Here is a 15,019-nt window from a genome sequence, read left to right on the forward strand (position 1 = left end):
CAAAATATCGCTACCAAAAGCATCGTTAACATGCCTATCTTGTAATATTTTGAGTCATACCACAGCGACATGTCATAGTTGGCGCTCGCAGCGCCGCTAGTTGTGTCATAGGTTGTTGCCATCATATCCTCCATTTGTTTGATCAATAAATATACGCAAGTAATTATTTATAATTAATCACCCACTTATTGTGGGTAAATAAATAATCACTTTTTTACGCAATTAAGCATAGCGCATTGCTATTCATTTGAAATGAGTGGATCCACTCATTTTGTGTGGATAGAGTGCTTATCAGTTAATTTAATGCTTGCTTTAAGCAACTATATATAAATAAAAGGACTTAGGATCGAATTAAATGATGGGGAAGTCGTGATTCGAGAAGGTGTCAACGTGATGAAGCGGAGGGAGAATTAACGGGAGCAGGGTTTTCTAAATATTGGCCCTGTAATCGCAGTGCAAAGTTAATCAGACTATTAGGTCCGCTAAGATTGAGTTTTCGTGAAATATTGACACGGTGATTCTCAATGGTTTTTTGACTTACAAACAACTTTTGGGCAATTTGTGGCGTGGTGAAACCTGCAGAAATTTTTGCGAGTACTTTGCGCTCTGATTTTGTGAGGCTTGTTATTTTATCCAGTGCGGTTTCGATTAATTTGTCGTGCTTCCCCTGAGTATTCAGTGTTTTTGCTAATTTCTCAATTCTTGCATGGATGCTGTTAATTAATTCTTCTTTGGTGAATGGCTTGGTAAGATAATCATCCGCGCCCATGTTCATGCCCATGCGAGTATCGGAGCGGGTCGATTTTGCGGTCAAGAAAATAAAAGCAGTGGATGATAGCTGAGGTGCTTGTTTTAATCGGGCAAGCACGTCGAAGCCATCAATTCCAGGCAGCATAATGTCACAAATGATGATATCTGGAATAAATTCCAGCGCGGTTTTTATTCCATCTTCACCTGAAGGCGCGCTGATTACACGAAAGCCATAATGCCGGATGATTTCGGAAATATTATCACGTAGCGATTTTTCGTCTTCGACGATAAGGATTAATGTGTTGTTCATCGTCGCGGCCTATACTGGTAGTCGAATCGTTACCGTGCAACCGTTGCCGGCTTTACTTTCTATGCTGATGCTTCCACCATGAAGTGCGATGAGTTTTTTTGCGATCATAAGTCCCAGCCCGCTTCCTGGAAAAATCTTGGCATTGGACGCCCGGAAAAATGATTGACATAGAAAGGGCTGGTCTTTTTCCGGAATACCCACGCCATGATCCATGATGGTGATGAGGAACGTATCATTTTGAAAGTGCACACCGAGGCTAGGCGGCGGTTTTCCTTCTGAATATTTAAACGCATTCGACACAATGTTGCGTAAAATATTTCGCAGCAGAATTTCATCCATGCTGATGATTCGATCGGATGCATCAAATTGGTAATTGAGTCTTCTCTGCTGTCCACCGGGTTCTACATTGTTAGCAACAAAGCTATCCATGAATTGTTTGAATGAAAGATCCTTTTTCGACAATTCGATTTTGCCTTCTTCAATTCGCCCGATATCTAAAATATTTTCCATGAGCTCGGTCATGCGCATGGTTTCCTCGGCCATGATAGCTTTATGTTTCTGGAATAGCGCAACAAAGTCGGCGCTAAGATGGGTGGATTCCATTTTCAGATCCAGCAAATCAATACTGGAACGAATCGTGGCAAGCGGCGTGCGGAATTGGTGCGAGGCAAGGTTAACGAATTGCGTCTTGAAACGGTTCAATTCGCGCTCTTTTTCCATCGCTTTTTGCAACCGTTGCTCGGCCATTTTTATCAGTGTGATGTCGTTCTCTACCGCTACATAATTGATCAACTTTCCTGTGTCATCGTATACTGCGGCGATATTCAGATACAGCCAGATTTTCTCTCCTGCTTTGGTGTAATTGAGAATTTCACCGGAGAACGTGCCGGTATTTCTCAACGACCGGGCAATTTCCTGGATGGTTGCGCTGGAAGTTTCAGACCCCTGGAGAAAAGCTGCCGGATCAATCCCAATCACTTCCTCGGTGCTATAACCTAGAATTTTTTCAAAGCTATGATTGATCCAAATAATTTTTCTCTCAGGATCGGTAATCATCACAATGCCGTTGGTTTTCTCAGCGACATAGGCCATGCGCTGTAACTCCAATTCATTTTTCTTCCGCGCAGTGACATTTTGTAACACGCCATATAAACCGATAATATCTCCACTCGGATCGAGCATAGGATAGAGGGTCGTGGTGTGCCATTTAACTCTGCCATCCGGCATTTTTACCAGGAATTCTTCACTGTACTCTTTTTTATGCGTTGTAACTTGCGCCATCAAAGCACGCATTTTTTCTGTCTCGGATTCGGCGTAGTAATGCGTGTTTTCAAGTAAATGGAAACACTCAAAATCTTTTCCGACTTCATAAAATTGATAAAGATACTCCGACCAGATCGTGAAATGGGTGGGGAACGTATGGCACCAATCCCCAATTTCCGCAGCTTTACTGAGTAGGTGTAATCTTTTTTGCTGGGACTCAAACGAATCGAATGATTGCAGGTTAAAGTCGGATCTGGAATTCATGGCATAGCAAATAACTTAAGTGAGTTAATCTTGATTGTAATGCAGATAGTTTCTCAATGGCCTGTTAAACTATAATGCTTGAAACGAATCCTTTCCCGCGCTTGATCCAGCAATTCTTTAGCGGGTGGCGATGATTTTCCTGAGACCATTGATTTTTCAATAAAATACAAAGCAATATTATCATTATGATAATCATCAGTTCACAAGATTATGCGACATTGTCTGATAGATTGTTGGACAAAATGTTCTATATATTACGTTAGCTGTGAGAACGATGAAGCAGATATTCATTGAATCGAGCTTTTCAAGCTTTGCCGATTTCCACGATGACAAGTGGTACGAAAAGCTTTTTAGTTTATCTGAAGGATTGGCTATTGAATCCGCTGTGGAAGATTTCTCATCTCATTGGTGGGGAGCCTCAAGAGCATTTGTATTACCCTGGTTCCTTGTCAGCGGTGTGTTTGAGGCATCGAACGGTGGAGGAGGAGAGGTAACAAACAAACAAGAGTTATGGGATAAGTATCTTCATATCAACTCATTCAAAGGGGCGCTCTGGAAAGCAGCAGAAGGAGCTTATGGTGCTGTTTACTACGCTTACGAAAACCTAGTGGTCAATATTTTAAACGCAGATCGTAAGTCGCCTTGTCGGGTAACGCAGAGAGATTTCAACTCCATCGTCTCCGAAAGCTTTGGTAATTCAGTTGCCAGTAAGGTTTGGAGTAATGGTTTTGTAGCCGTGTCCAAAGAAGTGCGGAACTGTCTTGTTCATCGTGGTGGGAAAGCAAGTCCAGCGCTGTTGAAGATGAAACCTTTGCCTATGATTGAAGGTGCAGATATTTTGATTTCTGCAAGTGATGCAAGGATGTTACATGAGCAACTTAAGCCGAAAGTTGTGTTGCTTATCGAACACTATGCAAAAAATGGGGGCAGGTCGCGAATCGAGCAAGAATATAATCGATGAACTAGGTATATATTTTATTTTGTGAATGTATGGTGTGCGCACAGATAGTATGCGCTCCTATAGCCGGAATTATTCAAGCCGATGTCGCTTTGCGGCGTAGCACCCTAATTCTATTCAGGTGGTATATATTTCCTGGCAACTTGAGATTTGATATCGACCAACCGCATTGCTCTGGTTTGTTCAGTGTTCAGAACAATGCGGCTTTACAAGCAATTACTTAGAACGTGCAGCTTGGTAGCCGGCTCTGTTACCGTTGCTATTAGTATTCCGGAAAGAATTTCCGCGATTGTCGGCGTCGATGGCGCGGCCGCGTTGCCCGTTACGGTTTCTGCCGGATTCACCCGTTGCGCCGAAGCCAGGGCGGCTGTCATGACCGGCGAAAGGTGAGCGTTTGCGTCTTTGCGTAACGTTAGGCGTGCCTCTGGGTCCGTTACCTGGGGAGCGTGGCTTGATACGCGGTTCAAGACCGGGGATGGTATGCGATGCAATGCGTTGCCCGGTGTAGCGTTCAATTTTTGTTAGGTTCATGCCGTCTTTCACCGAAGCGAATGAAACTGCTATACCTGCTGCGCCTGCACGTCCTGTACGGCCAATGCGATGGACATAATCTTCGGCGAATTTGGGTAAGTCAAAATTGATGACATGTGTGATATCGGCAACGTCGATACCGCGGGCAGCGACATCGGTTGCGACCAGTACGCGCAGGCCGCCGTTGCGCAGCCGGGTCAATGTGCGGGTACGCTCACGCTGATTCATATCGCCATGCAGTGCGGCTGCAGCATAGCCCTGTGCATACAAGTTGTCCGCCAAGGAATCGGCATCGCGCTTGGTAGCGGTGAAAACAATGGCTTGTTTCAATGTCTCGTCGCGCAATACATGATTGAGCAGACGGTTTTTGTGTGACATGTCGTCAGCGTAATGTAACCGTTGTTCAATATTGTCGAGCTTGGATTTAGGCGATGATACTTGAATGCGCTTCGGTGTTTTTAATAATTTTGCGGCAACTCTGTCAATCGCGTTGTCCAGTGTGGCAGAGAACAGCAACGTTTGCCGGGTGGCCGGTGTGGCGGCCGCGATGGTTTCGACATCATCAATGAAGCCCATATCCAGCATGCGGTCGGCTTCGTCCAATACGAGCATTTGCAGGCGTTTGAAATCAATGCGTCCGCGTTGAATATGATCAATCAATCGCCCGGGCGTGGCTACCAGAATATCAACCGGCTGTAACAACAATTTGTTCTGCAATGGATAGGGCATGCCGCCCAGGATGCTCACCACGTTGATGCGCGGTAAATACTTGCCGTATTTTTTTGCGGCTTCTGATACTTGCAGTGCCAGTTCACGGGTCGGTGTCAGCACCAGAACGCGCGGTCCGCGGCTGCGGATTTGCGCCGGTGTTGCCAGCGCATGTAATGCCGGTAGCATGAATGCTGCGGTTTTTCCGGTACCTGTTTGTGCAGAGGCCATTATATCGTGGCCGGCAATTAATTCAGGTACGGCTTGTTGCTGAATCGGTGTTGGGGTGGTATACCCCGCTTCTTGAATTGCTTTAAGTATTGAGGGGTTTAAATTTAATTCTTCAAAAGACACGTTATTTTCCTAAAAAATACAGACAATGAAACACACAGGCATCATATAATTTGCATGCCGCGAATGTGAATTGTGCGAAACCTTGTCAGCGCGTTAAAAAGCATCGCCGCTAACCAAAGTTGTTGCACTTTTTCGGAAAAAACTTGAAAAGTTGGGGAGGTCAGGAACGATGAAGCCATGCAAAGTTGATCAAAAAAATACTCTGCTCAACTTTGAGCCGCGAAGTATACTGGATTCTTCCAGGCCTTGCAATTGTTTGCGATGATGTTTTTTTATTGAATAATGGCTTTGGCAAATTTTCGTTTTCCCACTTGTATCACAACAGATGTGCCTCGTGTTATTTGGGTCGATTTGTCGGTCACTTTTTCGTTGTTCAATTTGACAGCACCTTGTTCGATCATGCGCAGCGCCTCGCTGGTGCTGGCGGTTAACCCCGTCTGTTTTAATAATTGCACCAGAGGTATTTCGTTGTCTGGGGTCTGGATTATTTTTTCCGGGATATCATCGGGCAATGCGCCGTGTTTGAACCGTGCTTCAAAGTCGATCAGCGCATTCTCGGCACTGCCCCGGTCGTGAAAGCGGGTAACGATTTCCTGTGCTAGCATCACTTTGATATCGCGCGGATTTCTGCCTGCTTCAACTTCTTCACGCCATTTTTGAATGGTTTGTAGCGATTCAAAAGACAGCAATTCGAGATAACGCCACATCAGTTGATCCGAGACCGACATTAACTTGCCGAAAATTTCGGTTGGGCTTTCGGTGATGCCGATGTAATTATTCAAGGATTTGGACATTTTGTTAACGCCGTCTAATCCTTCAAGTAACGGCATGGTGAGAATACATTGTTGCGGTTGTCCAAAATGCTTTTGTAGTTCTCGCCCCATCAATAAATTAAATTTTTGATCGGTTCCGCCCAATTCTAGATCTGCTTTGAGTGCAACAGAATCGAAACCCTGAATCAAAGGATACAAAAATTCATGAATGGCAATCGCTTGATTGTTGCGGTGGCGTTTGTCGAAATCATCTCGTTCCAGCATTCGTGCAACGGTATGGGTTGCAGCTAGTTTGATCAGATCCGCAGCATCCATTTTACCCATCCAAATGGAATTAAACGCTACTTCAGTGTGATCCGGATTTAGAATTTTAAAGACTTGCGTGGTATAGGATTGCGCATTTTCTGCAACTTGTTCCCGGGTGAGCGGTGGGCGGGTGCTGTTTTTTCCGCTGGGATCTCCGATCATGCCGGTGAAATCGCCAATTAGAAACAGAATATGGTGTCCCATATCTTGTAGCTGGCGCAATTTGTTCAGTAATACCGTATGGCCCAGATGTAGATCCGGTGCTGTTGGGTCGAACCCGGCTTTCACGCGCAAAGGCTGCTCGGATTTAAGCTTGGTTTCCATTTCGGCTTCGACCAATAGCTCTTGGCTGCCGCGTTTAATGATTTCAAGTTGAGATTTTATTGAATTGTTCACGTTGGGGATGAATTTGTAATTTTTATGGGTAAAATAATACTCTGAGATGCTTATTTAGGTCATTCTTAGTCGTTTCTTAGTACACATTGACTATTTTCATGTTAGACTCGCGCCTGTCTTAGTTACATGACTGGAGGTACTTCATAGTGCTATATACACCTATTAGCAGTAAACAAAGGATTCTAGCTCAAAAATCATCTAAACTAACAAAAAAATCAATTCGCTGGTTAGTGGCTTTATCCAGCATTCCACTATTTGGTATTGTCACTGCATTTGGTATCGCACCTAATTCTCCGTCATTTGGAGAAGTCCCCGTAGAAGAAATTGTTCTTGATCTTGATTTATCCATTCCAGATGCGCTTGTCGAGGCGCAATCCAATCAGTCCTTCTGGCGTCAAGAAAGCATTCGGCGCGGTGATACGATGGCCGCGATCTTGAACCGATTGGATGTCAGCAGCCAAGACTCTACCTATTTTCTTCAAGCGGCACGCGATAGCCGTGCGATGCGGCAGCTTAGACCCGGTAAAACCGTTTATGCGCAAACGACTGCTGAAGGTGAATTGTTGTCGTTACGTTATTTCTTCGGGAATGAAGAGCTGTTTTTGATGGAAAAAACAGACGATGCATTCAAGATGACGGAGCAGTCGATTGAATTGGATGCGCAGATTCACATGAAATCCGGCGTGATTAACAGTTCTTTGTTTGGCGCGACGGATAATGCTGGCATACCTAACAATATTGCCATGCAGCTGACTGAAATATTTGCATCAGAAATTGATTTTTATCGGGATTTACGTCAAGGAGACCGTTTTACCGTAGTTTATGAAACTTTTTCAAACAATGGTAGACGTACTAGATCTGGACGAGTGCTGGCGGTTGAATTTGTCAACAAAGGAAAATCTCATCAGGCGGTTTATTTCAAATCATACAATGGTTCAGATGGGTATTACACTCCCGAAGGAGAAAGTTTACGCAAAGCCTTCTTGCTTTCTCCCCTCGCTTTTACACGTGTCAGTTCCGGTTTTACGAACAGGCGCTTTCATCCCGTACTTAAACAGTGGCGTGCCCATCGTGGTATTGATTATGCTGCTCCTACCGGCACTCCTGTAAAAGCCACGGCAAGTGGAATTGTTGCTTTTTCCGGTTCGCAACGTGGTTATGGCAATTTAATTGTGCTAAAACATAACGGTAAATATGAAACAGCCTATGGTCACTTGTCTCGGTTTGCTTCCGGATTAAGTAAAGGTAAGCGGGTAAACCAGGGAGATGTGATTGGTTATGTGGGCTCGACGGGCATGGCGACAGGGCCGCATTTACATTATGAATTACGTGTTGATGGCGTGCAGCGTGATCCAACTAAAGTCGTGTTGCCAACTGCAATACCGATAGCAAAGCGCGATTTAAATACATTTAAGAATGAGGCACAAGCTTTGCTGGCTCGTTTAAGTATCATGCGCGACATTCATCTTGCTGCGATAGAGTAATCTGCTGAGTCTTGTCGATTGACGGTTTGTTTTTGCGAACAAATCGTCAATTTATCAATTAAAATTGTCTCCCACTGCCCTCAATATACTCGAATAGTTGAAGTCCAATTATTACATAGGGATGATGTCGGGCACCAGTCTGGATGGTGTGGACGTCGTGTTGGTGGATCTGCGGGAAACAACTCCGTTATTATTGGGAACTTTCTATAGTCCATACAGCAATGATTTGCGTGAAGCGCTGCTGTCGTTGCACCAATCGGGTTATGATGAACTCCATCGCGCGGCAATGCTCAGCAACCAGTTGTCATATCTATATGCGGAAGCAATTACAGGTTTACTAAAAAGTGCTGGCGTTTTACCACAGCAGATCGTTGCCATTGGATGTCATGGGCAAACGGTTAGGCATTGCCCTGAGACGGAGAAAAGCTATACGATTCAGCTTGTCAATGCGGCTTTGTTAGCTGAATTAACAGGAATCGCAGTAGTCGCTGATTTTAGAAGTCGTGATATTGCCGCAGGCGGACAAGGTGCGCCGCTGGTACCTGCGTTTCACGAAGCTGTCTTTAAGAGTCCAAACTGCCATCGCGTAATCGTTAATATTGGTGGTATTGCTAATCTCACGAATCTTGATCCTCATCATGCGGTCACGGGATTTGATTGTGGACCGGGTAATGTATTAATGGATGCATGGTGTTTGCAGCATACCGGAAGAACTTATGATCAGAACGGGCAGTGGGCAGCAACCGGTCAGGTCGTTTCTGCTTTACTGGAAGCCTTGTTGTTAGATCCCTTTTTTGCTCATAAGCCCCCTAAAAGTACAGGCAGGGATTTGTTTAATCTCCATTGGCTGGGAAAGAAGTTGCAGGATGGAGAACCGCCAGAAGATGTTCAGGCAACGTTGTTGCAACTAACTGCTGTGTCAATTGCCGAGTCTATCCATACTCATTGTTTGGGCGCGGAAGAAGTTTATGTTTGTGGAGGAGGAGGACATAATTCTTTACTGATGAGTCGGCTTGCTGAGGTAATACGCGGGAGGGTTGTGTTGACTGATCGATTAGGTATTGCGATCGACTGGGTAGAAGCTTTCGCATTTGCTTGGCTGGCATATCAGGCGATTTTACGTAAAACGGGCAACCTGACAGCAGTGACTGGTGCGAAAGGAAGCAGAATTCTGGGGGCGGTTTACCCTGCGTGAAATTTCTAATGTAGATGCGAGCTATACTGAAAATGATGACCCACAACCGCAAGTGCTGGTGGCGCCAGGATTTTTGATGATGAACTGAGCGCCTTGTATATTTTCTTGATAATCTATTTCGGCACCGATTAGATACTGGAAACTCATAGGATCAACCAGCAGTTTGACACCATTTCTTTCCATTACCGTATCATCTTCATTGATCAATTCGTCAAAAGTGAAGCCGTACTGAAAGCCTGAGCAGCCTCCGCCACTAATAAAAACTCTAAGATTAAGATGGTTGTTGCCTTCTTCCTCAATGAGTTGCTTAACTTTCGAGGCTGCGTTCTCAGTAAAAGTGAGGGGGGTATTCAGTTCAGTGTTCATATTAATTTCTTTAAACTGTCAAATTATGGATTGATGGTAAATACTATACAGTATAAATCAGGGCGCATCATTTTTAGTAGTAGTGGTTTGCTGATCGGTTGCTGGAGTTAATGTTATCATTTTCTCTGATTGCTGCGCACCCTCTAAATCCCGCTTGTGCTTATGAATCATTTTTCCAGCAACGGAAGCGCCGAGCCGGATTTCTAAAGAACCATAATGAACATCGCCGAAAACTTCGGCTTTTTCTTGTAATTCCAGATATCCTTGTGCGTCAATGGGGCCGGTTACAGTGCCGTTAATGACAACATTAGTGGCTTTTATATTACCTCTGATACTGCCTTCATTGCTGAGTACGAGTGTGCTGTTCTCGTCATCGGTTGCAAAGATGTTTCCAGTAATATGTCCATCGATTCGAAGGCCGCCGGTAAAATGAATATCGCCCGAAATTTTCGTGTTTGCACCAATTAAAGTATCAATGTGATGATGCAGTTGGTTTTTCTTTTTTCTACCGAACATTTCCTCTCTCCTTCACAATGCCGGTTGTATAGTTTCAGATAGTATGGCTTTGTTGTTACCATTTCTAAAAATTTCTACCTGAATATTTTCTACGATGGAATTCGGTGGTACTTTAAAAAGTTCTTCCATCCTATGGAAAAACTTAAAGATAACAGGAAAATCTAGTTGCTGATTTTTTTTTGTGAGTGGTATTACTTTGCTCTGTTCATTTTGCGTCAGCTTAACTGTGAATCTTAAGTTTCCCTTAAAATCATTCGGCCTTTCTCCGCCTTGAATTAATGTCAGTGCATAGCGATACTCGCCAGGCGTTTGTGTTTCTTTCAGGCTAAATTGATAAATTGAGATACCACTTTTTGTGTTGCTGGCGATCAGATGCTGGAAAAATTCCAGTTGTTCTTTTAATTGATCGTTTTCGCTAGCAAGGGACTTCATTTCTTCAGTAAGATTCTGATTGGCTGTGCCGCTGATTTGTAATTGCTGAGCTAAATCACCAATCTGGGCGCATAATTTTTGTTTTTTGGTTTGCCTGCATGTTCCAGGATCAAATAAGTAGGCTAGCTTTTCTTCAATAGTATCTTCTTGCGTGTTGATCGATTGTCTGCCCATTTCGTACATAAACCAAGAAAGCAAGAGCAGTAATGAGCAGGCGATCATAATGCTTATCAAACGTGATTGCCAAGACGAGCGTGGGCGAACTACGACACGCGGGGATAGAATTTTGGGTTTTCTCTGGAAAAACTTATACACCGGGTGCTCTACAGAATTCGGCTCAATTTATCTGGATGTGATACGGGAGAACTGTTGTTCTCAAGGTAATAGTGGCACCTGATTAATTCCCAGTGTTTCAGACAGGCCAAACATGATATTCATGTTTTGTATGGCTTGACCTGCCGCGCCTTTAACCAAGTTATCGGTTACCGATAGTACCACAACTGTATCACTATTTTGCGGTTGATGTACGGCGATGCGGCAAATATTCGAACCACGTACAGAACGAGTTTCAGGGTGTTTTCCGGCAGGTAGTACATCAACAAAAGCCTCGTGCTGGTAACGTTTTTCGTACAAGGTTTGCAAGTCGGTTCGCTGGGTTAATTTGGCATAGAGCGTAGCATGGATACCGCGGATCATCGGTATCAAATGTGGAACAAACGTTAGGTTAACAGGTTTTTGGGCGACATTGGAAAGACCTTGTTTTATCTCGGGCAAATGTCGATGTCCCGGCACGCCATACGCTTTGAAATTATCAGATGCCTCGGCGTGCAAGATATGTACTTCGGCTTTGCGTCCCGCGCCGGAAACGCCTGATTTGACATCGGCGATGAGGTAATTGATATCTATGACACCGGCTTCTATCAGCGGCAAGAAACCAAGTTGCACAGCAGTCGGGTAACAGCCTGGATTGGCGATAAGGCGCGCATTTTTTACCAACTCACGGTTAATTTCTGGTAGGCCATATACCGCTTCAGCAACCAAAGCAGGGCAGGCATGTTGCATGCCGTACCATTTTTCCCATTCAGTAACATTCTTGATACGGAAGTCTGCCGCTAAGTCGATTACTCTAACGCCTGCCTTCAATAAGGATTCTGCTTGTTGCATGGCAATTCCATTAGGTGTGGCAAAAAATACTACATCGCATTTATTGAGTTTTGCATCCGCCGGATCACTGAATTTAAGATCGATATGTCCTCGCAGGTTGGTAAATAAATCGGCGACATTTACGCCTGTTTCATTCCGAGAGGTAATCGCTTTGATTTTCACTTTGGGGTGTAGTGCCAGTAACCGCAGTAATTCCACGCCGGTGTACCCTGTCCCACCAACTATGCCGACATTAATCATTGTGACTCCTGTTATGTTCTGAATAGATAGTTTTGCCTTTTAACAAAAGATAAACAAAAAAGCCGCTCAATTGAGGCGGCTTTTTTAAAATCCTAATACGAAAAAACTAACGTTTAGAGAATTGCTTTCGCCGCCGTGCCTTACGAAAACCAACTTTCTTCCTCTCGACTTCACGCGCGTCACGGGTTACCAAGCCTGCCTTGCTTAAAGTGGGTTTAAGCGTTGCATCGTAATCGATCAATGCGCGGGTAATACCATGACGCACTGCGCCAGCTTGACCTGATTCCCCTCCGCCATGAATATTGACCATAATATCAAATGAATTGGCATTATCAGTTACTTCCAGAGGTTGTCTTGCAATCATGCGACCTGTTTTGCGGGAGAAATAATCATCAATCGGTTTATTATTAATTACAATTGCGCCTTTTCCCGGTTTGATAAAAACGCGTGCTACAGCACTTTTGCGTCGTCCGGTACCGTAATTATATTGAGTGGCCATAGATTAAGCTCTAACTTCAAGTGGTTTGGGTTGTTGAGCAGCATGCGGGTGAGTTTCTCCAGCATAAACTTTAAGTTTCTTTATCATTGCATATCCCAAGGGGCCTTTCGGTAGCATTCCTTTGACCGCTTTTTCAAGTGGACGCGCTGGAAAACGCGCGTGCATTTTGTTCAGAGGAGTTGCATAAATACCACCTGGGTAACCGGTGTGGCGATAGTAGATTTTATCTTCTAGCTTGTTGCCGGTAACTCGCATTTTGTCAATATTAACAACGATAATGTAATCGCCGGTGTCAACATGCGGTGTATAGATCGGTTTATGTTTGCCACGTAGCCGATGTGCAATCTGTGAAGCAAGACGCCCCAATACCTTATTGGTCGCGTCTATGACGAACCAGTCATGATTTACTTCGTGTGGTTTGGCCGAAAATGTTTTCACGAAAAACTTGTCCTGCGTATTCGAAAAGAGCCGGGAATTCTAAGTCAGACATCGACAAAAGTCAAATTTGGAAAGCTTTATTTTTACTTTCTTGCCATATTCGCGCTGCAACTGGAAGTGGTAGGGCGTGTTTGTTCAGGAATAGTGGATTTTGCGCTAATCGCCGCTATAATCATACTGAGAAGAGAGATGACATGTGAATGAACAATTCTGAGTGAATTACTGATCACTCCAAATAGAGTAAGCAGCATTTTCTTACGATTAAAAATATGCCGAGGGATACGCTTTGAGAAAGAAATCTGAAACCAGTTTGCACGTTGAATCAGCGCCTTCCAATTTTATTCGTACTATCATAGAAGAAGATAACCGCACCGGCAAATGGGATGGACGCGTAGAAACGCGCTTCCCGCCCGAGCCCAATGGCTACTTGCACATTGGACATGCCAAGAGTATTTGCTTGAATTTTGGTATTGCGCGCGATTATGGCGGCGTGTGTCACTTGCGTTTTGACGACACAAATCCGGAAAAAGAAGCTCAGGAGTATGTTGACTCAATTTGTGACAGTGTTTCCTGGTTGGGTTTTGATTGGGGACAACATCTCTATTATTCTTCGGATTATTTCAATCAGTTATATGAATTTGCCGAGTATTTGATCAATTGTGGAAAAGCTTATGTAGAAGGTCTTTCCGCTGATGAGATTCGCGATCTGCGCGGCACATTGACTAATCCTGGTCAAAACAGCCCTTTCCGTGATCGTCCGGTTGCGGAAAGCTTGGACTTGTTTCGGCGTATGAAAGCCGGAGAATTTCCGGATGGTCAGTATGTGCTGAGAGCGAAAATCGACATGGCATCACCCAACATCAATATGCGCGATCCGGTGATTTATCGTATTCGCCACGTACATCATCAACGCACTGGCAATCAATGGTGTATTTATCCGATGTATGACTATACACACTGCATTTCTGATGCACTTGAAAGAATTACCCACTCATTGTGTACACTCGAATTTGAAGACCACCGACCGCTCTATGACTGGGTGTTGGATCAGCTAGCTGATAAAGTGCCGTGTCATCCTCAGCAGATCGAATTTGCTCGCCTCAATTTGACGTACACGGTGATGAGCAAGCGCAAATTGATCGAACTGGTGGAAAGTAAGTTGGTTGACGGTTGGGATGATCCTCGGTTAAGCACATTGGCCGGAGTACGTCGTCGCGGATTTACGCCACGCGCTATTCGCTTGTTTACTGAGCGTATTGGTATCAGCAAGGCTGATTCCTGGATTGACATGGGCGTGCTGGAGGACTGTTTGCGTGAAGATCTGAATGAAAATGCGCCGCGTCGTATTGCTATTCTTAAGCCAGTCAAGATGATTATTGATAATTACCCGGAGGATCAGCAAGAAGATTGCTTCGCGCCGAATCATCCGCAGAAACCGGAATGGGGGAAACGTACAATCCCTTTTTCTAAGATTTTGTATATTGAGCGTGATGATTTCATGGAAGTGCCGACCAAGGGCTATTTCCGCCTTGCGCCTGGTGCTGAAGTACGATTACGCTATGCTTTTATCGTCAAGTGTGTGCGAGTGGATAAAAATGCACAGGGTGATATCGAAGCCATTCATTGCACCTACGATCCTGACACCAAAAGTGGAACTCCTGGCGCAGAAAGCCGCAAAGTTAAAGGCAACATCCACTGGTTATCAATAGAACACGCACAGGTGGCAGAAATACGGCTTTATGATCGTTTGTTTGCAGATCCATACCCAGATAGTGGCGACAAGGATTATAAAGCTTCATTGAATTCAAACTCGAAGCAAATCATTGCAGCGTATGTAGAGCCTTTGTTGTGTGAAGTGAAACCTGAACAAAACTTTCAGTTCGAGCGCAATGGCTATTTCATTGCTGATCGAATCGATATGAAACCCAATAAACCGGTGTTTAACCGTGCTGTGACTTTGCGTGATTCGTGGGGGAAGTTGGCGGGTGCGTAACCGTTTTGCTGCATGATTGTTGCAAGTCAATAAATCAATCTGGGCATATTGGTATTCGCTCTTTTTAGTATCGATATTA

General features: G+C 44.4%; 14 protein-coding genes. 4 read left to right on the plus strand and 10 right to left on the minus strand.

Going from position 1 to position 15,019, the window contains the following annotated elements:
* Positions 1-385 precede the first annotated feature (385 nt).
* Together K2Q13_RS05735 and K2Q13_RS05740 are read right to left on the minus strand one after the other, a co-directional pair.
* A complete protein-coding gene (locus K2Q13_RS05735) occupies positions 386-1,060 on the minus strand; it encodes a response regulator (protein ID WP_292919865.1) in 675 nt (224 codons plus the stop codon).
* A 9-nt stretch (positions 1,061-1,069) separates the two neighbouring features.
* Positions 1,070-2,587: an ATP-binding protein gene (locus tag K2Q13_RS05740; protein WP_292919867.1), complete on the minus strand. Its 1,518-nt coding sequence runs from the start codon at positions 2,585-2,587 to the stop codon at positions 1,070-1,072.
* A gap of 274 nt (positions 2,588-2,861) precedes the next feature.
* Here K2Q13_RS05740 and K2Q13_RS05745 point away from each other — a divergent pair, with 274 nt between their 5' ends.
* On the plus strand, positions 2,862-3,548 hold the full coding sequence (locus K2Q13_RS05745) for a hypothetical protein (protein ID WP_292919869.1): 687 nt from the start codon (positions 2,862-2,864) through the stop codon (positions 3,546-3,548).
* A gap of 213 nt (positions 3,549-3,761) precedes the next feature.
* Here K2Q13_RS05745 and K2Q13_RS05750 read toward each other — a convergent pair whose 3' ends face one another.
* Both K2Q13_RS05750 and tyrS read right to left on the minus strand, forming a co-directional pair.
* Positions 3,762-5,138 carry a DEAD/DEAH box helicase gene (locus K2Q13_RS05750; RefSeq protein ID WP_292919871.1) on the minus strand — a complete coding sequence of 459 codons (1,377 nt, stop codon included), beginning with the start codon at positions 5,136-5,138 and terminating at the stop codon, positions 3,762-3,764.
* 272 nt (positions 5,139-5,410) lie between these two features.
* On the minus strand, positions 5,411-6,613 hold the full coding sequence (gene tyrS / locus K2Q13_RS05755; protein WP_292919873.1) for a tyrosine--tRNA ligase: 1,203 nt from the start codon (positions 6,611-6,613) through the stop codon (positions 5,411-5,413).
* A 146-nt stretch (positions 6,614-6,759) separates the two neighbouring features.
* On the opposite strand from tyrS, the gene K2Q13_RS05760 reads away from it, so the two are divergent.
* A complete protein-coding gene (locus K2Q13_RS05760; RefSeq protein ID WP_292919875.1) occupies positions 6,760-8,097 on the plus strand; it encodes a peptidoglycan DD-metalloendopeptidase family protein in 1,338 nt (445 codons plus the stop codon).
* Positions 8,098-8,194: 97 nt separating this feature from the next.
* Positions 8,195-9,292: an anhydro-N-acetylmuramic acid kinase gene (locus tag K2Q13_RS05765; protein WP_292919877.1), complete on the plus strand. Its 1,098-nt coding sequence runs from the start codon at positions 8,195-8,197 to the stop codon at positions 9,290-9,292.
* 21 nt (positions 9,293-9,313) lie between these two features.
* Here K2Q13_RS05765 and erpA read toward each other — a convergent pair whose 3' ends face one another.
* The 6 genes from erpA to rplM form a co-directional block, all read right to left on the minus strand.
* Positions 9,314-9,664 (minus strand): iron-sulfur cluster insertion protein ErpA, encoded by a 351-nt coding sequence (gene erpA / locus K2Q13_RS05770; RefSeq protein WP_292920050.1) that lies wholly within the window; start codon positions 9,662-9,664, stop codon positions 9,314-9,316.
* A 51-nt stretch (positions 9,665-9,715) separates the two neighbouring features.
* Positions 9,716-10,174, minus strand: a complete 459-nt coding sequence (locus tag K2Q13_RS05775) for a polymer-forming cytoskeletal protein (RefSeq protein ID WP_292919879.1) — start codon at positions 10,172-10,174, stop codon at positions 9,716-9,718.
* A 12-nt stretch (positions 10,175-10,186) separates the two neighbouring features.
* Positions 10,187-10,828, minus strand: coding sequence for a DUF6776 family protein (locus tag K2Q13_RS05780; protein WP_292919881.1), 642 nt, complete (start codon positions 10,826-10,828; stop codon positions 10,187-10,189).
* A 153-nt stretch (positions 10,829-10,981) separates the two neighbouring features.
* Entirely contained in the window at positions 10,982-12,010 is a 1,029-nt protein-coding gene (gene argC, locus K2Q13_RS05785) for an N-acetyl-gamma-glutamyl-phosphate reductase (RefSeq protein WP_292919883.1), read from the minus strand.
* A gap of 106 nt (positions 12,011-12,116) precedes the next feature.
* Complete coding sequence (gene rpsI, locus K2Q13_RS05790) at positions 12,117-12,509, minus strand: 30S ribosomal protein S9 (RefSeq protein WP_292919885.1); 393 nt, start codon at positions 12,507-12,509, stop codon at positions 12,117-12,119.
* Positions 12,510-12,512: 3 nt separating this feature from the next.
* Complete coding sequence (gene rplM, locus K2Q13_RS05795) at positions 12,513-12,947, minus strand: 50S ribosomal protein L13 (protein ID WP_292919887.1); 435 nt, start codon at positions 12,945-12,947, stop codon at positions 12,513-12,515.
* 286 nt (positions 12,948-13,233) lie between these two features.
* Between rplM and K2Q13_RS05800 the strand changes: the two genes are divergently transcribed.
* Entirely contained in the window at positions 13,234-14,940 is a 1,707-nt protein-coding gene (locus K2Q13_RS05800; protein WP_292919889.1) for a glutamine--tRNA ligase/YqeY domain fusion protein, read from the plus strand.
* Positions 14,941-15,019 lie beyond the last annotated feature (79 nt).

Source organism: Nitrosomonas sp. (assembly GCF_019752095.1).
GTDB lineage: Bacteria > Pseudomonadota > Gammaproteobacteria > Burkholderiales > Nitrosomonadaceae > Nitrosomonas.